This is a genomic window from Streptomyces sp. NPDC031445, assembly GCF_055581365.1.
Window position 1 is genome coordinate 172552 of the sequence record NZ_JBVIJO010000014.1, and the last position, 17480, is coordinate 190031.

12 protein-coding genes and 4 pseudogenes are annotated in these 17480 nt (G+C 72.2%); 7 read left to right on the top strand and 9 right to left on the bottom strand.

Features of this window, described 5'->3' with window-relative positions; translation table 11 throughout:
• Positions 1 to 206: 206 nt before the first annotated feature.
• The gene (locus ACZ5DC_RS31810) at positions 207 to 938 is read right to left on the bottom strand and encodes a hypothetical protein (RefSeq protein ID WP_468658420.1); all 732 of its coding nucleotides are present in this window, start codon (positions 936 to 938) and stop codon (positions 207 to 209) included.
• Between the two features lie 566 nt (positions 939 to 1504).
• On the opposite strand from ACZ5DC_RS31810, the gene ACZ5DC_RS31815 reads away from it, so the two are divergent.
• On the top strand, positions 1505 to 3982 hold the full coding sequence (locus ACZ5DC_RS31815; RefSeq protein WP_468658422.1) for an ATP-binding protein: 2478 nt from the start codon (positions 1505 to 1507) through the stop codon (positions 3980 to 3982).
• A 10-nt stretch (positions 3983 to 3992) separates the two neighbouring features.
• Here ACZ5DC_RS31815 and ACZ5DC_RS31820 read toward each other — a convergent pair whose 3' ends face one another.
• Together ACZ5DC_RS31820 and ACZ5DC_RS31825 are read right to left on the bottom strand one after the other, a co-directional pair.
• Positions 3993 to 4427, bottom strand: coding sequence for a hypothetical protein (locus ACZ5DC_RS31820; RefSeq protein WP_468658424.1), 435 nt, complete (start codon positions 4425 to 4427; stop codon positions 3993 to 3995).
• 58 nt (positions 4428 to 4485) lie between these two features.
• The gene (locus ACZ5DC_RS31825; RefSeq protein WP_468658426.1) at positions 4486 to 5385 is read right to left on the bottom strand and encodes a PIG-L deacetylase family protein; all 900 of its coding nucleotides are present in this window, start codon (positions 5383 to 5385) and stop codon (positions 4486 to 4488) included.
• A gap of 808 nt (positions 5386 to 6193) precedes the next feature.
• Here ACZ5DC_RS31825 and ACZ5DC_RS31830 point away from each other — a divergent pair.
• Positions 6194 to 6613 (top strand): VOC family protein, encoded by a 420-nt coding sequence (locus ACZ5DC_RS31830; protein ID WP_468658428.1) that lies wholly within the window; start codon positions 6194 to 6196, stop codon positions 6611 to 6613.
• Between the two features lie 143 nt (positions 6614 to 6756).
• Entirely contained in the window at positions 6757 to 6918 is a 162-nt protein-coding gene (locus tag ACZ5DC_RS31835; protein ID WP_468658430.1) for a hypothetical protein, read from the top strand.
• A 68-nt stretch (positions 6919 to 6986) separates the two neighbouring features.
• Here the strand turns inward: ACZ5DC_RS31835 and ACZ5DC_RS31840 are convergent, their stop codons facing one another.
• The 5 genes and pseudogenes from ACZ5DC_RS31840 to ACZ5DC_RS31860 all read right to left on the bottom strand — a co-directional run bounded on the left by ACZ5DC_RS31840 (position 6987) and on the right by ACZ5DC_RS31860 (position 9399).
• Positions 6987 to 7358, bottom strand: a complete 372-nt coding sequence (locus ACZ5DC_RS31840) for a hypothetical protein (protein ID WP_468658432.1) — start codon at positions 7356 to 7358, stop codon at positions 6987 to 6989.
• Between the two features lie 338 nt (positions 7359 to 7696).
• Positions 7697 to 7774 (bottom strand): annotated as a pseudogene (locus tag ACZ5DC_RS31845) (DUF779 domain-containing protein); the annotation flags it as partial.
• A gap of 8 nt (positions 7775 to 7782) precedes the next feature.
• Positions 7783 to 8180: pseudogene (locus ACZ5DC_RS31850) on the bottom strand (hypothetical protein); the annotation flags it as partial.
• Between the two features lie 338 nt (positions 8181 to 8518).
• The gene (locus ACZ5DC_RS31855; protein ID WP_468658434.1) at positions 8519 to 9028 is read right to left on the bottom strand and encodes a GNAT family N-acetyltransferase; all 510 of its coding nucleotides are present in this window, start codon (positions 9026 to 9028) and stop codon (positions 8519 to 8521) included.
• Between the two features lie 215 nt (positions 9029 to 9243).
• Entirely contained in the window at positions 9244 to 9399 is a 156-nt protein-coding gene (locus ACZ5DC_RS31860; protein WP_468658436.1) for a hypothetical protein, read from the bottom strand.
• A 46-nt stretch (positions 9400 to 9445) separates the two neighbouring features.
• On the opposite strand from ACZ5DC_RS31860, the pseudogene ACZ5DC_RS31865 reads away from it, so the two are divergent.
• Positions 9446 to 9850: pseudogene (locus ACZ5DC_RS31865) on the top strand (helix-turn-helix domain-containing protein); the annotation flags it as partial.
• Between the two features lie 58 nt (positions 9851 to 9908).
• On the opposite strand, the pseudogene ACZ5DC_RS31870 reads toward ACZ5DC_RS31865, so the two are convergent.
• Positions 9909 to 10085 (bottom strand): annotated as a pseudogene (locus ACZ5DC_RS31870) (transposase); the annotation flags it as partial.
• A gap of 585 nt (positions 10086 to 10670) precedes the next feature.
• On the opposite strand from ACZ5DC_RS31870, the gene ACZ5DC_RS31875 reads away from it, so the two are divergent.
• From ACZ5DC_RS31875 to fxlM, 3 genes are read left to right on the top strand one after another with little or no spacing between them, the layout of a single operon-like run.
• Positions 10671 to 13025: an NUDIX domain-containing protein gene (locus ACZ5DC_RS31875; RefSeq protein ID WP_468658438.1), complete on the top strand. Its 2355-nt coding sequence runs from the start codon at positions 10671 to 10673 to the stop codon at positions 13023 to 13025.
• On the top strand, positions 13022 to 14401 hold the full coding sequence (locus ACZ5DC_RS31880) for a phosphotransferase (protein ID WP_468658440.1): 1380 nt from the start codon (positions 13022 to 13024) through the stop codon (positions 14399 to 14401). Before ACZ5DC_RS31875 ends, ACZ5DC_RS31880 begins: the two co-directional genes overlap by 4 nt.
• Positions 14402 to 14433: 32 nt before the next feature.
• A complete protein-coding gene (fxlM, locus tag ACZ5DC_RS31885) occupies positions 14434 to 16806 on the top strand; it encodes a methyltransferase, FxLD system (RefSeq protein ID WP_468658442.1) in 2373 nt (790 codons plus the stop codon).
• The last annotated feature ends 674 nt before the right edge of the window (positions 16807 to 17480 follow it).

The window sequence follows — 17480 nt, forward strand, 5'->3', positions numbered from 1 at the left end:
CGCGACCGCGACGGCGGCGCGAGCGTGAACCGCGGGCATGGGCGGCGCCCAAGAGGAGTGGATCAACCAGGCCCACAACCTGCTGGGCGGCGAGTCGGCGCTGCCCGGCTTTCTGGAGCCGTCGCCGCTTGCGCAGCTCATGCTTCTTCGCCGCCTTCGGCCTCGGCTTCCGAGGGCCCTTCCAGATCGACTGCCATCCCAGGGGCTCATCGGGCTCGGGCTCCCGGACCTCGTCGAGCGCGGCTGCCATCCTCGCGCGGGCCGCGTGGGCGCGGGCGAGGGCTTCTTCGGGACGGGGCTGTTCTTCCGGGGTGCTCATGGGACTCCTCCAGTGGTACGGCCCGGTGTGTGCTGGGTGCCGGGCTGCCGGGTGTGCGGCGGCGGGGCCGTCGCCGAGGCGGGCTGCGGCCGGCGGCCGTGGGCGACGGCGCGCTCCCGCCGGCCGTCCTGGACCTGGCGGCCAGCCGGGACGCGGCTTCGAAGGTCCGGCGGGTCTGCTCCACCGTGTCGACGCCGGTCTCCGGCTCCAGGAGGCGGCCGTCCTTCGGGCCGGTGCGGAGCGGCCGCGGGCTCGGACTCGAGGCGGCGGGCGTGGCGACGGTGCGCGGCCGGGCGCGGGAACCGAGGCGGTCCGCGCGACCCACGGCCTGGGCCCGGAGCTTCAGCGCGTCGGCGGCGATGCGTGCCCGCTCGTACGGCGGGGCGGTCCGCTTCCGGGTCAGCGGGCGCAGCACGGCCTGGTCGTCGGTGTCGCGCGGGTACAGGGCGCGCAGGTCGGGGGTCATCATCCGGCGGCTGGCCGGGCAGGTGTAGTCGTCGACGGCCGTCTGCACGATCGGTTCGCCCAGGCCCGCCTGGTGGGGCCGGCCGCGCAGGACGTAGGAGAGGTGGCGGTGGGCTTCGGCGAGCAGGTGGTGGCCTGCGCACGCGCCACGCATCACGTACACCACGGCCGCGCTCGCGCCCCCTCCGCCAGCCGGTCGACGACGTCGGCGCCGTAGGCCCGGATCGCTGAGGTACGCCATTGCTCGCGCAGCTCGGTCAGCGACCGCAGTTCTTTGCGACTCGGAGTGCGCCACTGCACACCTGGACGACGTTCGGCCTCCCGGCGTGCCTCCCGGTCGCTGACCAGCACGGGCACCCTGCCATGGCATTCGGCCGGAGGGGACGGCCTGCGCCCGCAGGGACTGGTACCACCTGGGGCCCATCTGGGATGGTGGCATGGGCAGTTCGGTCGATCTGCACCCAGATGGGTACGCCGACAAACGAGGCATCCTCGGTTCCGACCGAGGCGGCCTCGGGGCCGACCGGCTTTTCGGTCTCCCGTACCTGCGGCAGAAAGGCCGATTCCCGGGGTGATCACGACCCGTCATACTTGCGGCGGTACGTCGTCCCCGGGTCCTGACCAGGCTCGTGCGGGGGCGTGCGACAGGAACCCGGGGCGGGCCGCGCAGGGGGAATGTGACAGGCCCCCGGGGGGCGAGTCGAGCGGGAGAGGGGTGACATGGGCCGGGACCAGGCCGAGCGGGGGGAACACACCAGGGGCGGGGAAGCTGCCGAACCGGTCGCCGAGGGGTTCGGGCCCCTGCTGGTGGCGCGGCGCACCCGTGCGGGGATGAGCCAGGAGCGGTTGTCCCACGCAGCCGGGGTGAGCGTGCGTGCGCTGGGGGATCTGGAGCGTGGCCGTTCCCGGGGGCCGCAGCGGCGCACTGTGGAGGCGCTGGCCGCCGCGCTGGAGCTCGACGCCGCCGGTGCTCGGGAGCTGGAGCGGGCCGCGAGCCTTGGACGCCCCCGACCCCGCCCTCGCACCGGTCCGGTCAAGGCGCCGGCCGCCGGGCGGAGCGCCGCCGCACCTGGCGACGGGCTGGGTGCGGGGCCGGCCGCCGGAACGGGTACGGAGTCGTGCACGGCGCCGGTCGTGCCGCACGCCCTCGCGCTGCCCCGTGACCTGCGCGACTTCACCGCCCGTGGTCCGGCCCTGGCCCGGCTGCTGGCGCTGGCGGACGAACTCGACCCGGCCCATCCGCCGGTCGCGGTGATCTGCGGGCAACCGGGCCTGGGCAAGACCGCGTTCGCCGTCCACGTCGCCCACAGGCTGGCGCCCCGCTTCCCTGACGGGCAGTTCGCCGTGGATCTGCGGGGCATGGACCCCAGCCCGGCTTCTGCGCGTGACGTCCTGGCCCGGCTGCTGCGGGCCTTTGGGGTGGCCGACGACGCCGTGCCGGCGGGTACCGACGACCGCAGCGGTCTGCTCCGCTCCGTGCTGCACGAGCGCAGGGTGCTGCTGTTGCTGGACAACGCCGCCGACGAGGAGCAGGTACGCCCGCTGTTGCCTGCCCATGGGCCCTCGCTCACCCTGGTGACCAGCCGTCACAGCCTGGCCGGTCTGGAAGCGGTGCACCGCAGTGAACTGGCCTTGCTGCGCCGTGAGGAAGCGGTCGACCTGCTGGCCCGCATCGTCGGGCCCGAGCGGGTGCGGCGGGAGGGTCAAGCAGCCCGTGATCTCGCGGAGCTGTGCGGACATCTGCCGTTGGCCGTCCGTATCGCCGGGCAGCGGCTGGCCGCCCGGCCCGGCGAGAGCATCGCCAAGCTCGTCGGCCAACTGTCCGCGCTGGAGCACCGTCTGGACACCTTGCGTGCCGGGTCCCTCCAGGTGCGGGCGGCCTTCGCCGTGTCCTACCGGCAGTTGGGCCCGTCCGCCCGTGTCGTCTTCCGCCGTGCCTCCCTCGCCGCCCGGCCCGATTTCAGTGCCGAGACCGTGGCGCTGCTGGCGGACGTGTCCCCACGTCGGGCCGCGCGGTGTGCGCAGGATCTGTCCGACGCGGGGCTGCTCCAGCCGCACCCCGGCGCCGACCGCTACCGCTTCCACGACCTGCTCGCCCTGTTCGCGGGCGAGCAGGTCGCCGAGGAGGACGAGCCGGCGCGGATCACCGCCGCTCTGGAGCGGACCGACCGGTGGATGTTGCGCCGGGCGTCGGCCGCCGCTGTGCTCTTCGACGTGGGGGACCGTCCGGGCATCACGTGCGCGGACCCCGATCCGGTCACCGCGCCCGCCGACCGGGAAGCGGCCCACGCCTGGCTCGAGGCGGAGCGGGCCCAGTGGCTCGCGGCCCTGGGCCGGGCCCAGGCGGCCGGCCGCCACCGGGAGGTCGTCGAGGTGGCCGAGGCCATGCACTGGTTCTCCGACCGCACCCTGCACTGGGAGCTGTGGGCCGAGGTGTTCCGGCGGGGCGTGGACTCCGCGCGGGCACTGGGCAGCAGACGGGACGAGGCGGTGCAGCTGAACTACCTGGCCTGGGCCTACAACACGTGTCTGCACGACCACGCCTCGGCCCTGGCCACGGCCGAGGCCGCGCTGGGTGTGGCACGCGACATCGGCGACCGGCTGCAGACCGGCTGGGCGCTGAACTACGCGGCGGAGGCCCTCCAGCGGTTCGGGCGCTCCGAGGAATCCATCACCCGGCTCCACGAAGCGGCCGAGCAGCTCAGCCACTGCGACGACGCACAAAGCCGCCTGGCGGAACTGTCCACCCTGAACACGCTGGGCCGTCAGCTGCGCGAGGTCGGCCGCGCCGGCGAGGCCCTGCTCACGCACCGGCGCAGCGAGGCCCTGTGCGGCGCCGGTGCGCCTGGAGAATCCCCCGACATCATGGGCCTGTATCTCGCCTCGTGCCGGCAGCACATCGGCAACGACCTGACGGCACTGGACCGTTGGGAGGAGGCCGAAGCCCCGTTGCGCTTCGCGGTGGCCCGCTTCGAGACGGCGCGGATGCCCGCCTGGTGCGAACCGGCGCGGCTGGACCTGGGCCGTGTCCTGCGTCGGCTCGGCCGCTACGAGGAGGCCCGGGAGGTGCTGACGGCCGCGCGTGCGGCCCTTGCCCGGCTGAACCACCCCCGTCACGGCGAGGCCGCCGCCGAACTGCGCGGTCTCGACGGGCCGGGGAGCCGGTCGGTGGCTCAGCGTCCCCCTTACGGGCCGTGAGGGGTATCGCTCACGCGCAGATCTGGTTGTTGGGATCGACGAGGCAGCTCACCCGCCAAGGGGTCCACGAGCCGTCGGGGCCGCGCAGCCGGAACCAGTCGTTGCCGTCCTGACCGACGGCCATCATGATGATCGACGACGTGCTGGTCTGCTGCTGGGCGTCGACGCGGATGCGGCTTTGGACCCAGCCGCCCATGGACTCCCATCCGTTCCAGGACCCGTCCGGGTAGGTCCAGTTGGTCCACACGGCGTGATCGGCGCCGACGACGAACTCCTCCTTCGTGCCGTTGGCGAGTTTCGTGGTCGCGATGCCGTACTCGCAGAAGTACTTCTGCCCCTTGGTCGAGCAGTAGGTCGCCGCCTGTGCCGGCGCCGCCGCGGCTCCCACCCCCGCGAAGGCGGCCAGGGCCGCGACCGCCGTGAGGACCTTCTGGAAAGCGTGCATGGTTGTGCTCCTTTGCCGAGTGGCGTGTTCTTGAGAGGCGTTGTGCCGGTGAAGGTGTCTAGTGACGGATCCGTCCGGGCCGGTACGCCGAGGGGAGGGTGAAGACGAACTCACGGGGGTCCTCATGGGCGCTTTCCATCTTCTCCGGCACGCTGTGGTAGCCGAGCGCGTAGAGGTTTCGGTCGGGAGCCCAGGTGTTGTAGCAGTAGATCGCCTTGCGTTTGATCGCCATGTGGGCCGGGGGGATGTTCAGCACGTACGCGGCGCCGTCGGCCCGCCGGCTCATGGGCTTGTCGTAGGCGTAGACGTAGTTGAAGCGCACGTCCTTCAGCACACCCTCCTCGAGGAGGAAGTACGCGGCGTCCGCGAGTGCCTTGTGGGTGTCGGTCTCCTCCAGCCAGCCGGCGGTGAACTTGTGCGAGGCTCCGGGATACTGCTTCGCCAGTGCCTTGACCTTCGCCTTGACCGCGCCCACGAACCGGTTGTAATCGGCCACGGAGGTGTACGGGGAGTCCTCCAGCTTGAAGTTGATGACCTTGTCGACGCCGATGGCCTTGGCGGAGGCCATGAACTCCGCGGTGCGGGCCGGCACGATCATGCTGGCCCCGTCCGTCGGCCACGACAGGCCGTGGTGTCCGCCGGCGGCACACGGGTGCCGCGAGGCCTCGGTGGTCAGCGGGCACGGGTCCTGGTTCATCTTCCTCGCCAACTGGTCGTTCTCGCCCCGGGACACCAGCACCAGGTAGACGGGCCGGCCGGCCGCCTTGTGCTCCAGGATGGAACCCGCCAGACCCAGCGCCTCGTCGTCCTGGTGCGGGGAGTAGAAGATGGCCGGAGCCGCTGCCGCCGAGGCCGGCGTCGGCGCCCACAGTGCGCTGCCCGCCACCGCCGCGCCCGTCAGCGCTCCGGCCGCCAGCACCCGGCGCCTGCTCAGCTGCTCCCCGTGGCCCATCGCCATGTCCGTCCTCTTCTCTGGTTCTGGTGCGGTGTCCGGCCCGCCGGCAGGATGCCCTGACGGCACCGTGCCCGGCAGGGCCCTCGCAACCAGTCGACCATCGGCGTGCCTGGCGTCCCAGGCAGTTCCCCTGGCGGAAGTACGGGCCCCCGGTACTTCTGCCGGTTCCCCTGCCGGTCCCCCGGCGCCCGGCTGCCTCGCCGGGTGGGGTCGGGTAGGGGCGGGTCGAATCTGACGAGGACGCGCGCTCATCACGCCCTGGGGGCGCCGTGGTGGGCAGTGGCCTGGCCAAGAAGTGCGGCGCCCGGCATCACGGTGGTGCGGGAGACGTCGCGCACGTGCGCGTGGGCCATCACCTGCCTGCCTCAACGTTCCGGGGGCTCGCGGCTGGCCGCCCGCACGGCCGGTTCGTCAGGGGACCGCGCGGGCGGCCGCGGCAGGAAGAGCCGCTCGCGGTACAGCCCAGCAGCGCACACAGTGCGGCCTCAACGCCGCTTCCCGCCGCAGCGGGCAGCGCCAGGACTCACGTCCCAGCAGCTGATGCCGTGTCCGCCCGCACCGGTCCGCCTCGCGGAGTCCTGGGCAGGGCGGCCCGGGGACGGCACGTAGAGCAATGCTCGAGATCGGTGGATCGGCTCCGGGAGAGGACGCGGAGGCCGTACCTTTCCCGAATGATCTGGATGGTCACCGAGCAGGCCGGCGTTCGCAGCGCCGGTCGGGTAGGCACGCCCATGCTCACCGCAGTGCATGACGATGCGTCGAGCCCGCTTCGAACTCCGCCGGCTCGTCGAACACCCCGAGGCGGTGCCGCGTGACCCCGCCGGCACACGGCGTGCTGCATCACGTCGAGATCTGGGTGCCCGACCTCTCCCGCGCGATCAGCTCGCTCGGCTGGCTGCTGGAGAGGCTGGGCTACACCGTCTTCCAGAGCTGGGACGGCGGCCGCAGCCGGCAGCTCGGTCCGACCTACCTCGTCCTCGAACGGTCCCCGGCTCTCACCGGTGACCGGCACGACCGCTGCCGACCCGGGCTGAACCACCTGGCATTCCACGTCGAGGACGCCGCCACCGCCGAAGCGCTGGCCGTCGAAGCCACACAGCACGGCTGGCGCCTGCTGTTCCCCGACCTGCATCCGCACGCCGGTGGCGAAGAGCACTACGCGGCCTACCTGGAGAACGAGGACGGCTTCGAGATCGAACTCGTCGCGATCAACCCAGCCAACCGCGGATGAGCTTGCCCAGTGCCGGGAACGGCTGACCCCACCGGGAAGTGGGGTCGTCGAGTTCTGCAAGCGTCTGAATGCTTGCTCGAAGACCATCATTTCTGCCTGCGAGACGAGGACGGCCTGTCAGCGGGCACGGGCACACTCCGCACATGAGTAACAGGGCCGACGTCATCCGCCACAGGCTCGGTCTGACCTGCCGGTCGGCCTCGGCGTCCCGGCCCAGCAGCACCACGGTGTCCCCGGCGATCGGGCCGCCACCCGGGGCGGCCGAGACGGAGCCGACCCGCCCCGCCCGCACGCGCACCTCGTAGGCGTGCGCACCGCATCCGTCCGCCCGCGCGGAGTCCGAGCCGCACACCAGCCTGCCGGAGGCGGTGCCTCAGCGGGAGGTGAAGGCGCCGATCGAACCCTCGGGCAGCGCGTACTGGTTGAGGTCGCCGAGCGCCCACCTGCCCCGGGCGGAGCGGACGGTGCCGGACAGGGTGAGCCGGTCGAGGCGGGCCCTGCGGTCCACGCCGACCCCGAAGACGTCCCGGGTGGTGTCCGAGGCCGGCAGCGACGGCCCGGACCGCTGGGCGCGCGGCACCGCCGCCTTCAGCATCTGGCCGTGCGCGGTGGCGGGCCCCACCGGGGCGCCGGTCGCCGCCACCCCCGGATGCTGGGCCTCGCTGATGTCGAAGAAGTCCCCGTTGACGCCCGCGATCGCGCCCGAGGCGGCGGCCATCGCGGAGACCGCGGCCCGCGCGGCCACCGCGCCCGGGTACAGCAGGTCCAGATGGGCCCCGCGCGTCGCTCAGGTCGACGGTCAGCAGATGGGCGTGCGCGATGCCGCGCCCGGTGGGCAGGTCGAACTGGCGGTAGGTCACCCCCGAGGCCGGCCGGGCCGCGGCCGGGGCGGCCCACGGCCGGCGCCGCGCCGCCCCGGTGAGGGCGGCGCCGGCCAGCACGCCGGTCGCGGTGAGCAGTGTGAGTGCCGTTCTGGCACCGGCCGTTCGTGAGTGACGCGAAGTCACTCGGACCTCCTGATGTCGCGTCAAGCGCGGGCGGAGTCAGGGGAAATGGAGCAGCGGAAGGTGGCGGCCGGGGCCGCTATGCCCCTACGACGTGAGAACGGATGAGGAAGCGCACTCCCTCGGGTGCTTCCATGGAGAATCCGCCACCCCGTCCGGTACCGGTCAGCTCGCGGTGATCCGCAGGATGCCGGTCTCTGTGCCCTGGTAGTAGACCCCGCCCGGCGCCGCCGTACCGGCCATCTGCAGGGTGTCGTACAGCGCGCCGACGCCCACCGGTGGCTGCGGGTGACCGCTCCTGTCTCCGGGTCGATCTCGGCGTAGCGGTACGGGTCGAGGATCGAGGAGGTGGTAGTGCCCGGGATCACCGGGTCGCGCAGCACGGTGTGCAGCTTGCCATCGGCCGTGGACAGCTTCGGTACGGCGGCCGACCGGGTCTTGTTGTCCCACACCAGGTCGCAGCCGGAGCCGTCGGCCTTGACGTCGACTCTGGTCAGACCACCGATGAAGTCGGCCGAGGACGGCACGCTGGTCCCGGCGTCGTCCGGCAGCGCCGGGTATGGGACGCGAGCTTCAGCACCGCCACTTCGCGGGCATGCCTCTCGACCGTCTCCGGAGCGTCGATGAGCTGCTTGACCACCACGGGTGAGCCGGACAGCTCGGCCCGCCATACGCGAGATCGCGGGCTGCTTCGCAGGCGGCGAGCCCGACGAGGCGAGCCCAGCTCGGACCGCAGTTCGTCCCCGAACGGCAGGCGTGACCGCATGGACTCATGCTCGCACGCACGCGTACGCGCGAACTGCGTTTTACGCCACGGCATTGCTCCGCCTGTCCGGGAACTCTCCACGTGCCCCCCCTTCTCGGGGCTCCGCGTCGGTCCCCGGCGTGCTGCAGACGTATATCAAGTCAGGTCGGTGCGAGGATCGATAGCCCAGTGGTTGGTTTGCAGGGCTCGGTCGACGAAGGTCACGTCTTGCTTGCCCAGGAATCGGAAGCCGAGGGTGCGACAGATGCCGTTGGACGGGGCGTTGGTTGTTGCGGGGAATGCGTGGATCAGCCCCCACCGGCCGTCGTCGCGGGCCAGCTCAAGCAGCTTGCGGACGCCCTGCTTTCCGAGTCCCTGTCCCTGGTACTCCGGCAGCACCATCCAGCCGATCTCGGAGACGCGCTCGCCGTCTGCGTCGTGGGGCCACAAGGTCACGGTTCCCGCGACCACGTCCGGCTCGGCCGCATCGGGCACGATCATCTTTGTCCAGTCGGTGTCCGCTGCCACCCGTTGAACATCACGTTGGACCTTCGCCTCCATGCCTTCGCGAGGCAGCGGTCCGCCCAGCTCGGCCATCATGACCGGGTCGCATCGCATCCGGACGTAGGCGTCGACGTCGCCGTGCTCAACATCACGTAGCAGCACCTGGTTTGCTCCTTATGCAGTTCATCCTGTTCAGCGCCGAACTCGTGAGCCCGGCCACCGCGCCACTCCACCCACTCCGGATGTCCAGGATCGCATCGGTGCGTGTTTCTGATTCCTGGTGGTCGTTTGGGGCCTGTATGGCTGTCGTGACGAACCTGGATCAGGGGCACCAGGTCCCGAGACGCCACTGGTGAACGGATGACGACCGCTGTCGCTCATGAGCCGGGCCGCGAGATTACCGAGCTGACCGCGGCGACACGGTCGGCCAGGTCGTCGGCAGGGATGTCGATGAGCTCGAAACCGAACGCGCGGTAGCTCTGTTCGTGGATCTTCTCGAAGACCAGCGGCTCCTGGAAGCTGATCCGGGGCACTAAACGACGTCCCGTAAGCCCTGATCGGGCATGTGAAGATCTTGGTGTGGGTGCGGTGGTGACGGCGGCTGCGCCGCAGTGGGTGGGCCTGTTCGCTGGACTGAACGGACGGTAGTTCCGCAAGCTCGTCGGGCTCGTACGGCGCCAGGGCGGCGGTAAGCCCACCGGCGGAAGACGGCCATGGGCCTCGTCCTTGGAAGACCGCATACTGCTGGTGGCGGCCTACTGGCGGACGAACCTCACGATGCGGCAGCTCGGCCCCTTGTTCGGGCTCTCGAAGTCGGCCGCCGACCGGGTCATCGACGACATCGCCCGGCTTCTCGCGCTGGCCCCCGTCCGGCGCCGGAACTCCGCCTGCACGGTGCTGATTGTGGACGGCACCCCGGTCCCGACCCGCGACCGCAGCGTGGTCGCCTCCAGCTATCGCTACGCCACCAACCACCAGGTCGTCCGTCAGCCGCCCTCCTGCGGAAACGGGTATGCAGCGTGGCCCACGGCCCGTATCGATCGGGCTCATCCCGCCAGGCGACACCGGTGCGGAACTTCCACACGATCCCGTTCAGGATCCTGCGATCGTCCAGCCGCTTCCGCCCCCGCAACGACTCGGACAGCAACGGCCGGACGAACTCCCACTCGTCATCGGACAGTTCATGGCGACGTATCACTCCACCACGATCCGCGGTCACAGGCCCCCCACCTCACCCTCAACCTCAGCCCCGGTACCCGTCGCCCCCGGCGAGTACCTGCCACACGACGACGCCCACCGAAGACCAGCAGGCATCCGCCATCGCCTTCCGGCTCGGCCACTGGCAGAGGGAACCTGCGCTCGCTCGGCAGACGCCCGGGTCGCCTGCCATCCGCTTCGGGCGCGTGCTGACTCCTGATGACCGGGTGCAGCCGCAACGACCGAAGGTCGGCGTTTCGGCCAACTCACCTCCGCTCGCGTGTTCATGCGCGGCAAGGATCGGTGCACTGCGCACCTTCGAACAGCCGCGGAATTCCGGCGCGCGAAAACCGTCCGAAAGAACACGTGCTCGAACTCAGGGCTGCGTCGTTGAGCACGCCGACGCCATCGCCACACCTTCGGGAGCGAACACATTGACGCAAGCCGAACCAGACAGCGACACGACCGCGACCCTGCCGAAGACCGCCGCGGCTGCCCCGACCGGGATCTCGGACGCCGCGCGCAAGACGACGAGCTGACCCACTCACGAGGCCACAAGCCCGGACCCGTAGTCCCCCGCCCCAACGCCGAAGGTGAGACGAGACCCGTGCCCCCCAGCTCCTCCTCGATCCGCAAGACCGTCGAGGCGTACCTCGGCCGACACCCTGACGAGCGTGATGCCCTGGCCGGACTGCTCGCCGCCCTGGATAGGCCTGTCGACGTGACCGCCCGCACGACGCTGCCCGGCCACATCACGTGCAGTGCCGTCGTTGTCGACCGCCACTGCCGGGTCCTGCACATCCGGCACCGGGCCACCGGCGGCCTGATGCTCACCCCCGGCGGCCACGTCGAGCCCGAGGACCGCACGCTGCTCGCCGCGGCGCTGCGCGAGGTGGCGGAGGAGGCCGGGATCGCGCCCGGGGCCTTGTGCCTGACCCGGCAGACGCTCGGCTCACCGGTCGACATCGACGTCCACGGCATCGACGCCAGCCCCTCGAAAGGCGAACCGGCCCACCAGCACTACGACTTCCGATACGCGTTCTACCTCGCCAGCGACGAGCCGCCGGCCATCACCCTGCAGAACGAGGAGGTGTCCGGCTCGCGGTGGCTCGCCATGCCGGAGGTCACCTCGCCGACGCTGCGCACGAAGCTCCTGCACGCCCAGCTGGACGGTCGGCCGGAGCCGGTGAACGCGTCCGCACTGATCCACGACGGGCAGGGCCGCTACCTTCTGCATCTGCGCGACCACAAACCCGGCATGTGGCAGCCGGGAGCGTTCGCCCTGCTCGGCGGTGGCCGCACGCACGAGGACCAGGACCTTGAGGGCACTCTGCTGCGGGAGCTGGCTGAAGGAGTCCCCGATCTCCGCCTTGCGGACCTGGAGCCGTACGCCGTGGAGACGGCCACCAGCGTCGACGGCCTCAGCGTCCCGATGCGGGTGTTCACCGGCCGCTGGCGCGGCAACCCCGACCGGCTCCGGCTGCGCGAGGGCGTGCTGCTGCGGTGGTTCACCCCCGACGTCCTGGACCGGCTCCGGCTGAGCCCCGCGACGCGAGACCTCATCCGCCGGCACGCGGCCGAGAACCCTCCGAGCGACGAGCCCGACGCGGCCCCTCCCCTGTGGGACGGGGGCAGCCGGACCGTGCTCAACGGCATCGGCGTCCACCTCCACCTGGAGGACGGCGAAGGCCGGGTGCTCCTGGGCCTGCGCCACCCCGGCTCCGCGTACGCGGGGAACACCTGGCACTACCTGGCAGGCAAGTGCGAGCAGGAGTCCGCCGTCACGTGCCTGGTACGGGAGGCGCGAGAGGAAGCGGGGCTGGTCATCGACCCCTCGGACGTGGAGCTGCTGCATGTCGTCCACGTCGTGGACACCCCGGGCGGACAGCCGTTGATGCATCTCGTGTTCCGCGCGCGCCGCTGGAAGGGAGACCCCAAGGTTCTCGAGACCGACAAGTGCCTGGCCTGGCAGTGGTGGCCGCCGCACGAGCTCCCGGAGCGACTCGTCCCCCACCCGGACGGCTCTGACCGCCATTGCCGACGGCCGCACCTACTCCGAGCTGGGCTGGTGAACAGCGTGAGCACACCCACCGGGTACGGGCCCGAGCGGCGCGCCCCGTCCGTCCGCGAGGCCGGGACCGTCGGAGGTTCCGGGATGAGTGCCGAGTCCGACGTCATGGTCGTGGCCGGGATCCTGGCACTGCTGTACCGGATCACGCCGACTGCGGCCGGCGAGGGCCCGGCAGGAACGGCGACCCGTAACCACCTGGCCGAGGACCGCGCAGGCCGGCGGTGGTTCGTGAAGGCGTACCCCCCTGGGGCAGGCATAGAGGGGGAGCGGCAGGCCCTGGCTCTGGGCGAGGCGGCCAGAGCGGCCGGGGTTCCGGTGCCGACCGTGCGGCGGACGGTGACCGGCGAGATGATCGCGTCGGCCGTCGGACTGTCGGTGTCCGTGACGGAGTACGTCGCGGACGCGGAGACGGCCGAGGACGGGCTGTTCGACGGCCGGTGGGATGCGGTGGGCGAGGCCGTGGGCCGTCTGCACCGGGCCCTGGCCCGCCACCCCGTCGGACCGCCGCGCCCTGTGCCAGCCCCCGAGGTCTGCGAGATCGCGCGGGCCGGAGGGCGGCTGGAGGAACCGCTCGCCCGCTGGACCGTCGCACCGCCTGTACCGGAAGGGTTCGCCGCCTGGTGCGCCCAGACCGCGGAACAGCGTCTTGCCGCCCTTCCCGAGGTGGCGGCCCGCCTGGTGAAGCTGCCGGTCACGCTGACGGCGCAGGTCGTACACGGGGACCTCGCCTCCCCCAACCTGCTGCTGCGCGGCGAGGCGGTCGCCGCGGTGATCGACTTCAGGCCCCCGGGGCATCGCAGTGCCGCCTGGGAACTCGGTCGGATCGTGCTGGACCTCGGCACCAGCACCGGACACGTGCTGCTCGCCCGCCGCCCCGGCGGTGAAGCGTGACAGGCACCCAGCGGCACACCGAGCCGCTCGACGTCCACCTCATCGCCCTGCGCGACGTCCCAGCAGGGCCTGAGGTGCTGCTGTCCCGGCGGGCCGGCGACGTGTACGCGGCGGGATGCTGGCATCTGGTCAGCGGGCACCTGGACGGTCCATGGGAGGACGTGGTCACGGCCCTGGTGCGCGAAACCCGGGAAGAGGCCGGCATCGTCGTCGATCCGGCCGACGTCCGCGCGGCCGTCACCGTGCACCACCGCTCCCCCGCCGGGGCGGCCCGGCTTGGGGTGTTCTTCGAGGTCCGGCACTGGGACGGCACCCCGAAGGTCATGGAGCCCCAGGTGTGCGACGCGATGGACTGGTTCGCGCTCGACAGGCTTCCGGAGCCGGTGGTCGCGTACTGCCGGGCCGGGCTGGACGCCTACCGGGCCGGTGCGCGGATGGCCCTGCACTTCCAGCAGCCCGGCGACCCGATCGCCTACCACCCCGCCGCCGACCGGCTGGTCCTGGTCCCCGAACCCGGCAGCCCCGGCGCGGTCCCACGGGACGTGCGCGTCTTCGCCGAGCGGGCGGTGGGCCGGATCGCCGACTGGACGGACGTGTCCTGGGCGCGTGAGGAGAGCCGCGTTTGGCGGGCGAGCGGCGCCGAGGGGGCGGAGTGGTACGTCAAGATCCACCAGAACGGCCGCTTCCACCAGCGAGAAGTCGCCGCGCTCCGCAGCTGGGTGCCCGGTCTCGGCCCGGCCGCGCCCCGTCTGGTGGCCGCCGACGCGCGGCTGCCGGCGGTGGTACTCACCGCGGTGGGAGGCCAGTCCCTGCACGGCGCCACCTGCTCGCCCGAGCAGCAGCGCCACATCTTCCACCGCATCGGGCAACTCGCAGCCGCCATCCACACCAGCGCCCCACCGCGCCCGGCCGCCGGCACCCTGCCCCTGGGGAAGCTGGAGCGGCACCTGAACGGAGCCCGGCCCCACCTCGAGTCCGGGGACGAAGAGTTCATCCGCGCCACCACCGAGAGGGCCGCCGGCTTGCCCGCCCTCGATGCGGTCCCCACACACGGCGACTTCCAGTTGCGCAATCTGCGATGGGACGAAGACGCCGATGTCCTGTATGTGATCGATTTCGAGCGGTCCGAAGCCGGGCCGGGGGTCCGAGACTTCGTGCGGCTGTCCGATGCCTGGCACGGCCGCCCCGACCTTCAGCAGGCCGTGATGGACGGCTACGGCCGCCACTTCACCCCGCAGGAAGACGCCCAGCTCACGGTCCTTTCCGTCCTGGATTCCGTCTCCGGCCTCTCCTACGGCGCCGCCCACGGCGACCCCGAGCTCGTCGAACGCGGCCGGCGCACGCTGGCCCGGCTCCGCGCCGTACAACGCCCCTGACCCCACCGCACCCACGTACGAGGAGCAGCACCTTGACGTACAACACCGCCCGCGATCAGTGGGAAAAGCACTTCCGCGACGGCAAGAGCTTCCGGCAGGTCGGTGAACGGGAGCGGGAGCTCCTCGCCGGACACACCCCTGCCCCAGACGACGGCGGCCGGGCGCTCGACGTGGGATGCGGCACGGGCGAGCTGGCCGCCTACCTCGCCTTCCTCGGCTACGCCGTGGACGCCCTGGATTTCGCCGGCAGCGCGCTCGCGCGGGCCCGTGAGGAGCACGCCGACGTCGAGGGCGTTCGGTGGCTGCAGCTGGACATCGAGCGCGACGACCCGGCCCCGCTGCACGAAGAGGGGTATGACCTGGTCGTGATGCGCCTGATGTACCCGTTCGTGAAGGACCGCGGTCGCGTCCTTCACGCTCTTGGGGAGCGGCTGCGGGACGGCGGCGCTCTCGTCGTCATCACCCCGGTGGCGGCGAACACGCCCGAAGAACGGCGCCGGATCGCCTTGGACGAGGACGAGATCGCCGTGCTCGCCGCCGGATGGGAGAGGGTGGAGCGGCTGGACGCGGACGGTCTGGCCTTCCTGGTCCTGCGCGGCCCCTGCCACACCGGCACCCAGGCCGTCGAGAAGCGGCCGCCCACCGCCCATGCCCTGACCGGCGCCCTCGCCGTCGTCACCGATGACGCCGGCCGGGTCCTGCTCGGCCGGTCCCGCCGCGGCATGCTCGAGCTGCCCGGCGGCAAGACCCGCGGCGCGGAAGGCTTCGCCGCCGCGGCGGTGCGTGAACTCGCCGAGGAGACGGGCCTGGTCGCCGGCCCGGGCGCCGCGCACGTGGTGACGATGCTGGTCGACGACAGCCACGGCATCCCACGGCTCACGGCCGTCGTCCGCATCACCGCGTGGACGGGCACCCTGACCAACCCGGAGGAGGACAAGTTCGACCGCTGGGAGTTCTTCGACCTGCACGCGCTCGCCTGTGTCAAAGACATCTTCGTCCCCGCCGCGTCCGCGTTGGATGCCGTGTGGCCCGGCGTCATCCCGGACCTGCCGCCCGTGGTCTCCTACCCGCTCGCCGCCGACCGGCCGCCCGTGCCGGGTGAGCCGGCCGAGGCCGTCCGGCTGCGCCAGACGATGGCCGAGACGGTGATCGAGGGCGGCTGGGCCCCGTCAGAGCCCGTCCGCAGTGCGCTGCGGGCCGTGCCGCGCCATCGTTTCGCCCCGGAGGCGAACCTCGCGGCCGCCTACGACGGTGGCGGCCGGGCCGTCGTCACCCGCCGCGACGAGACCGGGACGGCGATCAGCTCGGTGTCCGCGGCCTGGCTCCAGGCCGACATGACCGAGAGCCTGCGCCTGCGGCCGGGCGCGATCGTGTTCGAGGGGGGGTCCGGTGGCTACAACGCCGAGCTGATCGCTCACGTCGCCGGGCCCGAAGGGCGGGTGGTGACCGTCGACATCGACCCGTGGGTCGTGCGCCGCACCCGCGCCTTCCTCACGGAGGCCGGCAGCGGACGCGTCACCGCCGTCGAGGCCGACGCGGCCCTCGGCGCCCCCGCACCGCTCGTGCCCCGCGGCGGCTTCGACGGCAGCGTGATCACCTACAACTGCCGGGACGTCTCCCCTGCCTGGCGCGAGCAGCTGGCCGAAGGCGGACGCCTCGTCCTGCCGCTGGAGATGAGCGGCTACACCCGGGCGGTCACGTTCGAACGGCGCGGCGAGGTACTGCACGCCCGGCACTTCACCTACTGCGGATTCGTGCGCGACCAGGGGCAGCGGGCCCGCCCGGTCCCGGTCGTCCCCCTTCTCGACGGTGCGCTGACACTCCGCTTCGACGACGGCGCCGCCGCCGACACCCGCGGGCTGAACGAGGCACTGCGCGGCCGGCGGCACGAAGTCGCCACCGGCATCACGATGGGGGCGGGCGCCTATTTCGGCTCCCTGCAGCTGTACGCGGCCACCACCCTTCCCACCTTCTGCCGCCTGCACGCCCACCAGGACACGAGCGTCACCGCCATCCCGAAGGGCCGGAACGCACCAACGGTCCTCGGCACCGCCTCGCTCGCCTACCTGACTTGCCTCCAGACCCGGCACGGCGAGCGCCCGGAGGACAAGGAGTGGGAATGGGTCGTGCATGCCTTCGGCGAGCAGGGGCCCGTGCTCGCCGCGCAGCTCGCGGCCACGGTACGGGCCTGGGACCGCCATGTCCGCGCCGACGCCAACGACCAGCACGCCGATCCCGTCCTGACCGTCCACCCGGCCGGTACGCCCGACCATCTGCTCCCCGCCGGGGACGTCCTGGACAAGGTCTCCTCCCGGCTGGTGTTCCGGTGGCCGGGCCGGGACGCGCACCTCCCGGCTCCTGCCCGGCGCACCGACACAGTCGCCGCGACCAAGGGAGAAGCTTGATCGTCTGGCTGAGCGGCCCCCTCGGCGGCGGCAGAACGGCACTCGCCGCCGGGCACCGCGCTCTGCCCGCCGCGACGACCGCCGCTCACCTGCCTCCCTCAGTCCACGCACGGCCCCGACCACCGGAGGCATCACGGACATGGCCTCCACCACTAACGCAGTCCCGGACTTCGTTCACGGTCACAGAGCCGCCTGATTGTGGATGTCCGCACGGCCATGGCCGCGTGGGCGGGTCCGCGAAGACCTCGCAGGACGCGTCGGCACTGCTGCCGAGGCGAAAGCTGCCTGTGATGCGCGACTGACGGCAGCGCGCCCCTTGGCCTCGATCAATCGATCAGGCCAACGGCGGCGCCCAGGACAGGGAAACGGGGGCCCGTCCAGCTATCCGCGACCTACCTTGCGGCTGGTGTCTGAGCCGGGGCTCCAGGGCCGGCATGACCCGGCCACGCCTGAGCGCCATCGCGGACTGGCTCGGCCCGCACCGGATCCGCCGCCGGACTTGGAGGAAGCCTCCCGCCGCTGACGAACCACTCAAGCGCCTCGCCGCCTGATCCCGGCGAGCCCTGGCAGCCGGTTCACCTATCGTCGAGCATCGGACAGGTACGCCCGGGGGCCCAGCCGTCCCCACCTGACCTCCCCCGCCGCTCGGCCGGCAGGCACGCGGCGCGGACCGC